A 9,401-nucleotide genomic window follows, 5' to 3' on the forward strand; every position below is an offset into this window, starting at 1 on the left:
TCGGCTGGTACGACAAGGGCGTCACGCCCGGGGAGACCGGGCCCGCCGTACTGATCGGCCACTTCGACACCGCCCGGGGCCCGGCCGTGCTCAAGTGCGGCTCCAAGGTGCGCGTCGGCGACGAGGTGACCGTCTCCCGCAGGCCCTTGAACGCACCGCGTCCCAGGAAGGCGGCGAGCATCGCCAGGAACGGCATCGGGTCGTCGGCGGCGAACCACGCCGCCTCCACCTCTCCCCGCTCGCGGCCGCGGCCGCGGCCCCGGCGCGCGGGGGCTGCCCCGGTGCCCGCCGTGGCGGGTGGAGCCGGGGGGCGGCGCGGGAGCGAGCGGCCCCGTACCGCCGCGAGGAGGGCGTAGTTCTCCGCCACGAAGACCCGGCCCGGTCCGCCCGACGGCTCCGGGACCCGCTGGCCCGTCAGGTCCAGGTACATCGCCTGGACCACGTCCAGGCCGCCCGCGTCCGTGAAGAGCCGGAACTGCGCCCCCGGACGCGGGTTGAAGTCCACCAGGCGGAAGACGCCCTGCTCGTCCCGGCGGAAGTCCAGGTCCATGATCCCCTGGTAGCCGAGCCGCTCGGCGAGCCGCAGCCCCGCCTCCTCCACCGCCGGATCCGGCAGCCACCGCCCGACCGCCGTCAGCCCCGTCCGTACCGGCCAGGACATCTCCTTGCGGCCGGACCCGGTGATCAGCGGACGCCCGCCCCGGCCGAACGCCCCGTGGAAGAACCAGTCGGTGTCCGGCCCGGCCGGCAGGAACCGCTGGAGCAGCAGCCGGCTCCCCGCCTCCGCCGAGCGCTCGTACAGCCGCCGCGCCTCGGCGGCCGCGTGGAGCAGGGTGGTGCTGCGCAGGCCGGTGCCCTGGGGCAGCAGCCACGGCCGGCTCCACTTGGCGATCACCGGGAGCCCCAGTCGCCACGCGGCCTCCGCCGCCTCGGCCCCGCTCGCCGGGATCACGGTCTCGGGGTGCGGTACGTCCCACCGGGCGCAGAGCCGCGACAGCTCCGCCTTGTCCGCCACCCGCGCCGGCAGGTCGTCGGGCTGATGGGGGATCCGGAAACGGTCCGTCAGCATCGGCGCGACACGGGAGACGGCGATCGCGCTGAGATCGTCCATGGCGATGAGCACCGCCGGACGGCCGATCAGTTCGGAGACCCCGGTCAGGCACTCCAGCAGCGCCTCGGGGGCCTCGGGGTCGAGCCCGCCGGAGGGTCCGGGATGCACGGCGCGCAGATAGCGCGAACGCCCCATGGGACCTCCCCCGGCCTCGACGACGGCATGGACCTCCACACCCGCGCGCCCAAGGGATCTGACGGCGCCGAGGGTTCCGTGGTGGAACGGATTCCGATCGAGTCTGAGCAGAACTGCGGGCACTTGGCTGGGATGCGCGTGCATGGGAACGGTGTCTTTCACCTAGTCGGACCAAGCGGGGAGGGTGCGCACGTGCGAATGGCCTAGGCGGACGTCACCGGACAGGCCATTCGTCAGATGTGATGTCTAACGTCTTTGGTAAGCACACCGATTCAGGAAAGCTCGGGAGACGCCATGCCCAGACCACGCCGCCGACTGGCGAGCACCTGCATCGGAACGGTGACGGCCGGACTGCTCGCCACCGGGGCCGCCCTCGCGGCCCCCGAGGAGCAGAGCACCGGATCCGACATCGCCATGGGTGCCTACCTCGACTACGGGCCGCCCGGAGTGGCCCGCATCCCGTTCCTGTCGAACTGGCTGGGCGGGAAGGAGATCCGGGTCGGGCACACCTATCTGCCCGGCGACCAGTGGGCCGGCATCGAAGGCGGCGTCAGCTTCCTGGACGACTGGGCCCAGTGGCGGCGCCAGCGGGACGACCGGATGTTCGTCCTCAACGTGCCCATGCAGGAGCGCAACGAGGACCGGATCCCCGACCGGCAGGTCGCCCAGCTGATCCGGGCGGGCGCGGAGGGCCAGTACGACCGGCACTTCAGGAAGCTCGCCGAACGGCTGGTGGCGCTGGGCGTCCCGGACACGGTGATCGTGCTCGGCTGGGAGATGAACGGCACCACGTACACCCACCGCTGCGGGCCCGACCCGGAGAACTGGAAGGCGTACTGGAAGCGCGTCGTCAACACGATGCGCTCCGTACCGGGCCAGAAGTTCAAGTTCGACTTCACCCCGAACCGCGGCACGGACGCGATCGGCTGGACCAAGTGTTACCCGGGCGACGACGTGGTCGACATCGTCGGGATGGACTCGTACGACCAGGCTCCCGGCCGGACCTTCGACGACCAGATCAGCCAGCCGTACGGGCTCCAGCAGCACGTGGATTTCGCACGCGCACACGGCAAAGCGATCTCGTACCCGGAGTGGGGGCTGTTCCGCAACGGGGACAACCCGGAGTACGTGCGGCGCATGCTGCAGTGGATCGAGAAGCAGAAGCCGCTCTACCACACCATCACCGACTACTGCCCGCACGGCGTCTGGCAGTGCAAGCAGAACCCGGCCTCGACGAAGGTCTTCCGTGAGGCGCTGACCCCGCAGCGGCCCGACCCGGTCATTCCGACCCCGGTCGTGCCGACCCCCGTGGTCCCGACGCCGGTCGTCCCGACGCCCGTGGTGCCCACGCCGGTCGTCCCGACCCCGCAGGTCCCCACGCCCGAGATCCCGACGCCGGTGGTCACCCCGCCGGTCGTACTCCCCAGCCCGGAGGTCCCGAGCCCGGTCGCCCCGAGCCCGGTCGCCCCGAGCCCCGTCGAGCCCAGCCCGGCCGAGCCCAGCCCGGTCGTCCCGAGCCCGGTCGTCCCGAAGCCCTCGCCCGTGGTCCCGAGCCCGGAGGTCCCGGTCGAGCCGAGCCCGGCCGTCCCGAGTCCGGTCGAGCCCAGTCCTGCCGTCCCCAGCCCGGCTGTCCCCAGCCCGGCCGTCCCCAGCCCGGTCGACCCGAGCCCGCTGGACCCGGATCCCGAGGTCAGTCCGGAAGTCCCGGCCAGCCCGAGTCCGAGCCCGGTCGTGCCCAAGCCGAGCCCCGAGGTCCCGTCCCCGGCGCCCTCGCCGGTCGTCCCGAAGCCGGATCCGACGCCCCCGGCCCCGACCCCGACCCCGCCCACGCCCCCGCCGGCCAACAGCACCGAGTGGTGCGTGCCGATCAACTTCGGCGAGTGGCTCTCCAAGCTGGTCGGCAAGCAGTCGGTCTGCATCAAGGTCGACTGGGGCAAGGACTCCGGCTTCTGGCCCTTCTAGGCGGAACGCAGGCGTCATCGGACCCGCAGTTCGTTGAGCCGCGCCCGCCAGTCCCTGGCGGCCGGCAGCGCCTCCCGCAGCACGTCCACCGCCCGCTCGCGCCCCGTCACCTGCGACTCGTGCAGTCGCAGCAGGGGCGCGAGCGCGGCCGTGGCCAGCAGGAAGCGCTGGTTGACCACCGTCCGCGGCCGCCAGTGGTTCTTGTACGGTTCGTTGCCGCGCAGGAAGCTCACCACCGGGCGTCCCTCCTCGAGCGCGCGGGTGGCCTCGTAGCGCAGCAGCAGCGTCGCCACGTCCACCTTGCGGTCCCGCAGACCGGGATCGGCGCCGTAGAGGTAGCCGCCGCTGAGCGCGCCCGAGAGCAGGGTGAGGTTGGCGGCCACCACCTTCCCGTCGAGCCGGAACTCGGCCAGCCGGCCCTCCCCGGCGCGCACCATCCGGCGCGTGGCCCGGGTCAGGTGTTCGGCGAAGCGGGGCTTGAGGTGTTCCGGGGTCACCCCGCGGCCGCGCCACTGCTTCTCGTGCAGCCGCAGCAAGGTCCGTACCGCGCGCGGCACTTCCTGCTCGGTGACCTCGTGCTCCTCGATCCCGGCCGCGTCGGTCTTGCGGAGCTTGGCCCGCACCCGCTGGGCGCCGGAGGCCGGCATCCGCTTGACCAGCTCGTCGAAGGGCATGGCCGGCAGCTCCATGCAGGTGGAGTCGGTCAGCTTGCTGGCGATCCCCGGCCAGTCCGCGTACACGGCTTCGGCGGCGGCCCCGGGCCGCACCTCGCGCAGGTCGACGACCGCGCCGCGGGCGGCCCGGTGCAGACCGTTGGCCAGGGCTGGCACGACCTGGTCGGCGTACCGAGCTGCCACGAGCACGTCGAAGTAGTCGGTGATGCCCCCGCCGAGGGGCACGAGCAGCGGCATGGGCCGGTGTACGAGCATCAGCGCGGCCGCGCCGACCAGCTCCTCCCCGCGCCGCACCAGGACGATGCGGAGCCGGCCGTCCTTGCCGTAGGACAGCCACCAGGAGTGCAGCCAGGCGTGGCTCTGGAACGGCGTGGCGGTGGGAGAGGCGCGGACGAGCCGGTTCCACGGCTCCTCCAGCGCGGCGAACTGCCGGGGATCGCGGCACAGCGTCACCGACAGGGCCCCGGCCGACCCGGAGGTCATCGCACCGACTCCTTCTCCTTGGCCGCGGCCGGCTCACCCTGCGCGGGCAGCGAGGCGTACTCCTCGACGCTCTCCACGGCGTCCGCGCCGGTCCCCTCGGCGGAACCCTCGCCGCGCCGGCGGGCGGCCGCGGGCCGTGCCAGCAGCCACAGCCCGCCGAGCAGCCCGCCCGCGCACAGCCCGACCGCTCCGCCGAGGGCGGGGGACGCGGAGGCGGGGTCGCTGGGCGCGACGGCCTGGTTGAAGAGGAGCAGCTGCACGCCGGTGTTCTTGGCGGCCTGGTTGCTGCTCAGGGACAGGGCGTCGGCCACGGCGTTGGCGATGTCGGCGGCCTCGCCGGCGCTCTTCGCGGTGCCGGTGATGGCGATCATCGGGGACTCGGGGGAGGTCTCGGCGCGGACCTGGGTCCGCAGCTGCTGCACGCTGATGCCCGCGCGGGGCTGGGCGTACGCGAGGGTCGAACTGCTCGTGGCGATGCGGGCGTAGGCCTGGGCGAAGCCGAGCGCGGTGGCCGGCTCGGTGGTGTCGTCCGGAACGGCGACGACGTAGCTGGTGGCGGCGTACTCGGGCGCCTTGAGCACCCCGTACGCCCCGCCCGCGGCGAGCCCCAGCAGCGCGGCGGCGGGCAGCGGCCACCACACGGGCGGCGACAGCAGCCGTACCCGGCGCCGGTGGGTGGACTTCTTCTGGTCGGCGGTGTCCGCCATGTGCGTGCCTCTTTCCTGGTGACGGGTGGTGTGGTTCGGGTCCTTCTCCGCGGACCCCTGCGGGGGGCGGCTCAGCCGTTCTCACCGCCGCGCACGGCCCCGGGCGGTCCGTCATCGGCCCGTCCCGCGACGCCCGCCGGCGCGGCACCTCCGGCAGAAGCCGGATCCAGCCCGGCGGGGGCCAGACCGAGACCGGCCGCCGCCCTACCCGGACCGGCGGGGGCCGGATCCGGGCCGGCGGGGGCCGAACCCGGACCGGCCGGGGCCACATCCAGCCCCTCCGGCGTTTGAGGAGCAGGGGTCAGGGGACCGGTCCCCGGCAGCGGCGCCGGGCCCTGCGGAGCCGCCGGGTCGGCGCCCCGGGGGCCCCGGGAGGGGCCGGGCAGCGCTACCGCGCCCCGGGACCCGGCCGGCGAGCCGGCCATCGCCAGGTCGTACACGTGCAGCAGCTGCGCCGCGCTCCGGGCGATGTCGTACCGCCGCACCACCCCCGGCGGCGGCAGCCGCGTCGCGCCGGCCTCCATGTGCCCGCGCAGCGCCGCGACGAGTTCCTCCGTGCCGGTGCCGATCCGCCGCGCCCCCGGCGCCTGCGCCGCGGGCAGGTCGTCGATCGCCGGGCAGGTGACGTGGAGCACCGGCAGTCCCGCCGCCAGTGCCTCGATCACCGCCAGCCCGAAGGCCTCCTCCCGCGAGGGGGACACGAACACGTCCATCGCGCTGAGCAGCGCCGGGATCCCAGGGGTCCGCCCGTCCGTGCTGTCGCCCAGCGGGTCCCGCTCCCCCAGCAGGTGGATCCGGCTCTGCGCCCCCAGCTCGGCGGCGAGCCGGCGCAGCGCCGCCCGCTCCGGCCCGTCCCCGGCCAGCAGCAGGTGCGCGCCGGGCAGCGCGGCCACCGCCCGGACCAGGACGTCGAAGCGTTTCCCCGGCACCAGCCGGCCGACGCCGCCGACCACGAAGGCCCGCTCGGGCAGTCCGGTCCGGGTCCGGGTGGCCCGCCGTACGCCTTCCTCGAAGCGGAACCGCGCGGCTTCGATCCCGTTCGGCACCACGTGCACCCGCCCGGCCGGCACCCCCCAGGCCTCCAGGCGGGCCGCCACCGTGTCCGACACGGCCACGGTCGCGGCTCCCAGCCGCTCGCTCCCCAGGTACAGGGCCCGTACCCCGCCCGAGAGCGGGCGGCCCTCCATCTCGGCCGCTCCCAGGGAGTGTTCGGTCGCCACGCTCACCCGTACGCCGGCGAGCCGCGCCGCGAGGCGCCCGTACACGCAGGCCCGGTACAGGTGCGTGTGGACCAGGTCGTAGCGGCCGCGCCGGATGAACTTCACCAGCTTCGGCATCGCCCCGAGGTCGCGGTTGCCGCGCATCCCGAGGTGGACGACCCGGACCCCGTCGGCGCGCAGCCCGTCCGCGACCGGCCCGGGGTTGGTCAGCGTCAGGACGTCGCAGTGCATCGGCATGTGCCGCAGCAGCAGCCGCAGTTGCTGCTCGGCGCCGCCGACTCCGAGTCCGGTGATGACGTGCAGCACCTTTCCGGGGGTCACAGGTGCACCGCCCGGCGCAGCTCCCGCACCTGGTGGCGCATCTGCTTGATCCGCAGCCGGGGGCCGCCGTCGGCCTGGCTGATGTGCGTACGGGGCATCGCGTGGGGTCCGGCGAGGCGGCCGGGGTCGATGGCGCAGGCGTACCCGTAGCCGGCGGCCCGGGTCGCGGCGACGACCCGGGCGTCGAGGTGCCCGTACGGGTAGCAGAATCCGGCGGGCAGGGTCCCGGTCAGCTCCCGGATCAGCTCGCGGCTGCCGCGCAGCTCCTGCGCCAGTACGTCGTCGCACGCGGCGGTGAGGTCCTGGTGGAGCAGCCCGTGCGAGCCGATCTCCTGTCCCGCGGCGGCGACTTCGCGGATGCCCTCGGCGGTGAGCAGGGGCTTGCGGGGGCCCAGCGGGTCCCAGACGTTGTCCACGCCGAGCCGCCCGGGCAGGACGAAGAGGGTGGCGGTGCAGCCGTAGCGCCGCAGCAGCGGCAGCGCGCGGGTCAGGAAGTCGGTGTAGCCGTCGTCGAAGGTCAGCCCGACCAGTCCGGCGTCCCGCCCGGCGGCGCGGGCCCGCAGCAGTTCGCCGACGGACACCCCGCGCAGCCCCCGGGAGCGCAGCCACAGCAGCTGGGCCTCCAGCGCGCGCGGGGTGACGGTGATGCCGTACGGGTCCTCCGCGGGATCGGTGAACTCGGCCACGGAGTGGTACATCAGGACCCACGGCGAGCCGGTGCGGCGGGCCGGGGCCGCGGCGGCGGGGCGCGCCGTTTCGGTGTCAGCGGACATTGCGGAACCTCTGCGTGAGCTGGGTGAGCCGGTCGGTGAGGTGAGCGGTGAGCTGGGCGAGCTGGCCCGGCAGGGCGGTGACCTCCAGGGCCCGTATGGCCATGCCGGTGGCGCCGAACATGGCCGGGACCAGCAGGCAGCCGAGGGCGGCGCTGACCAGCGGGTCGGGGATCATCGGTCCGGCGATCCAGCCGGTGGCGCAGGCGGCCAGGGCCGCGACGGAGAGCCGCCCGATGCTGATGGCGACCCGCCGGACCTGGATGGCGATGATCCGCGAGCCGAGTCCGGTGAGCAGCAGTACGGCGGTGGTGGAGATGCCGGCGGCGTTGCCGGCGGCGATCCCGTAGATGCCCCACCAGCCCACGGCGAAGGCTCCGGCGACGATGTTGACGAGGAGTCCGGAGCCCATGGCGAGGGCCGGGAACCAGGTGGGCCGGGAGGTGGAGAAGAAGGGCCGCGAGAGCGCCCCGACGAGGCAGTGGCCGAGCAGGCCGAGCCCGTAGACCCGCATGACCGAGGCGGTGGCCTCGGTGTCGGCGTGGGTGAACGCCCCGCGTTCGAAGAGGACCTGGATGATCTGGGGGGCGTACCCGATGACGAGCGCGGTGCCCATGAGCACGGCGAGGGAGGCGAGCGCGAGGTCCCGCTCGACCCTCCTGCGAGCCTTGTCCCGTTCCCCGCCGGCCATGGCCTGGGCGACGACGGGGAAGGTGACGGTGCAGATCATGAGGGAGAGCACCATCGGCATCTGCGCCACTTTTTGGGCGTAGTTGAGGTGCGAGATGGCGCCGGACGGCAGCGAGGCCGCGAGGAACCGCTCGACGAGGACCTGGGACTGCCGGAAGACGGCGAAGAAGATGACCGGGGCGATCACCCCGAAGGCGATCAGGGTCGGCCGGTCGCGGTCGCGCTGGCGGCGCGCGGGACCCGCGGCCAGCACGGCGCGGGGCGGTCCGAAGCCCACGTTGCGGATGAAGGCGGGCAGTTGGACCAGCGCCATCAGGACTCCGCCCACGGCGACCCCGGCGGCGGCGGCGCGCACCCCCCACAGGGCGTGCAGGGCGACCATGGTCCCGATGATGCCGACGTTGTACGACACGTAGATGGCGGCGGGCGGCACGAAGGAGCGGTGCGCCCGGAGGGCGGCGCTGAAGTAGCCGGCGATCCCGAAGGACAGCACGGTCAGGGCGGTCATCCGGGTGCATTCGACGGCGAGCCCGGGGTCGGGCAGCCCCGGCGCGAGCACGCCCACGACGAGCGGCGCGGCGACGATGAGCACCGAGGCCACGGCGGCCAGGAGCACCAGCAGCCGCGGCAGCGTGGCCCCCACGAGGAGCCGTACGGGATCCTGCGCGCGGGCCTCCTGCCGGGTGAGCCCGGCCCTGCTGGCGGCCCGGCGGGCCAGGGCGTGGCTGAACGCGGGCACCATCAGCAGGGCCATGGCGTCCTCGATGAGCAGCGTCGAGGCCATCTCGGGGACGGTCCAGGCGATGAGGAAGGCGTCGCTGTCGTGCCCGGCTCCGAAGAGGTGCGCGATGGTCTGGTCGCGGACGAGCCCGAACACCGCCCCGGCCGCGGTCAGCCCGGCGGTCACGGCGGCGGCCTTGGCGAGCGCCCCGCCGCTCCCCGGCCGGGCCCCGTCACCCGCTTCCTTCGCGTCGCCGCCCGGACGCCCGGCGCCGGCCGCGCCGCGCCCCGCGCCGCCACCCGGGTCCCGACGGGCCCCGGTGCGTAGGGACCCGCGCGCCCCGGCAGGGCCCGGCTCCAGACCGGCCCCGGCCCGTACGGACCCGCGCACCGCGGCGGTGCCCGGCTCCCGACCGGTTCCGGTCGCCACGGACCCGCGCACCGCTCCGGAGGGGAGCGGTTCCGCGTCCAGGGACGCGCTCCCCGGCAGCCCGGTCCCGAGGGTGCCGGTCCCGAGGGCCCCGGACCCGGCGGGCACCAGGCCCGGCGCGGCCGCGCCGCGGGCAGGGCCTCCACCCCCTACCTCAAGGGCCGCGGCGGGGGGGACG

General features: G+C 74.8%; 7 protein-coding genes. 1 reads left to right on the top strand and 6 read right to left on the bottom strand.

Features of this window, described 5'->3' with window-relative positions; translation table 11 throughout:
• Positions 1 to 1,246: carboxylate--amine ligase (locus ACWCP2_RS37860; protein ID WP_450913075.1), on the bottom strand; the 1,246-nt coding region annotated here is incomplete at its 3' end.
• Positions 1,247 to 1,540: 294 nt separating this feature from the next.
• Here ACWCP2_RS37860 and ACWCP2_RS37865 point away from each other — a divergent pair.
• Positions 1,541 to 3,208: a glycosyl hydrolase gene (locus ACWCP2_RS37865; RefSeq protein WP_450913076.1), complete on the top strand. Its 1,668-nt coding sequence runs from the start codon at positions 1,541 to 1,543 to the stop codon at positions 3,206 to 3,208.
• 14 nt (positions 3,209 to 3,222) lie between these two features.
• Here the strand turns inward: ACWCP2_RS37865 and ACWCP2_RS37870 are convergent, their stop codons facing one another.
• The 5 genes from ACWCP2_RS37870 to murJ form a co-directional block, all read right to left on the bottom strand.
• Entirely contained in the window at positions 3,223 to 4,365 is a 1,143-nt protein-coding gene (locus ACWCP2_RS37870) for a GNAT family N-acetyltransferase (RefSeq protein WP_450913077.1), read from the bottom strand.
• Positions 4,362 to 5,072, bottom strand: coding sequence for a lipopolysaccharide biosynthesis protein (locus ACWCP2_RS37875; RefSeq protein WP_450913078.1), 711 nt, complete (start codon positions 5,070 to 5,072; stop codon positions 4,362 to 4,364). Before ACWCP2_RS37875 ends, ACWCP2_RS37870 begins: the two co-directional genes overlap by 4 nt.
• Positions 5,073 to 5,143: 71 nt before the next feature.
• Positions 5,144 to 6,613, bottom strand: coding sequence for a glycosyltransferase (locus ACWCP2_RS37880; protein WP_450913079.1), 1,470 nt, complete (start codon positions 6,611 to 6,613; stop codon positions 5,144 to 5,146).
• Entirely contained in the window at positions 6,610 to 7,386 is a 777-nt protein-coding gene (locus tag ACWCP2_RS37885) for a polysaccharide deacetylase family protein (protein ID WP_450913080.1), read from the bottom strand. Before ACWCP2_RS37885 ends, ACWCP2_RS37880 begins: the two co-directional genes overlap by 4 nt.
• On the bottom strand, positions 7,376 to 9,184 hold the full coding sequence (gene murJ, locus ACWCP2_RS37890) for a murein biosynthesis integral membrane protein MurJ (protein WP_450913081.1): 1,809 nt from the start codon (positions 9,182 to 9,184) through the stop codon (positions 7,376 to 7,378). The genes ACWCP2_RS37885 and murJ overlap by 11 nt, the downstream gene beginning before the upstream one ends.
• Positions 9,185 to 9,401 lie beyond the last annotated feature (217 nt).

Source organism: Streptomyces sp. NPDC002104 (genome assembly GCF_053593795.1).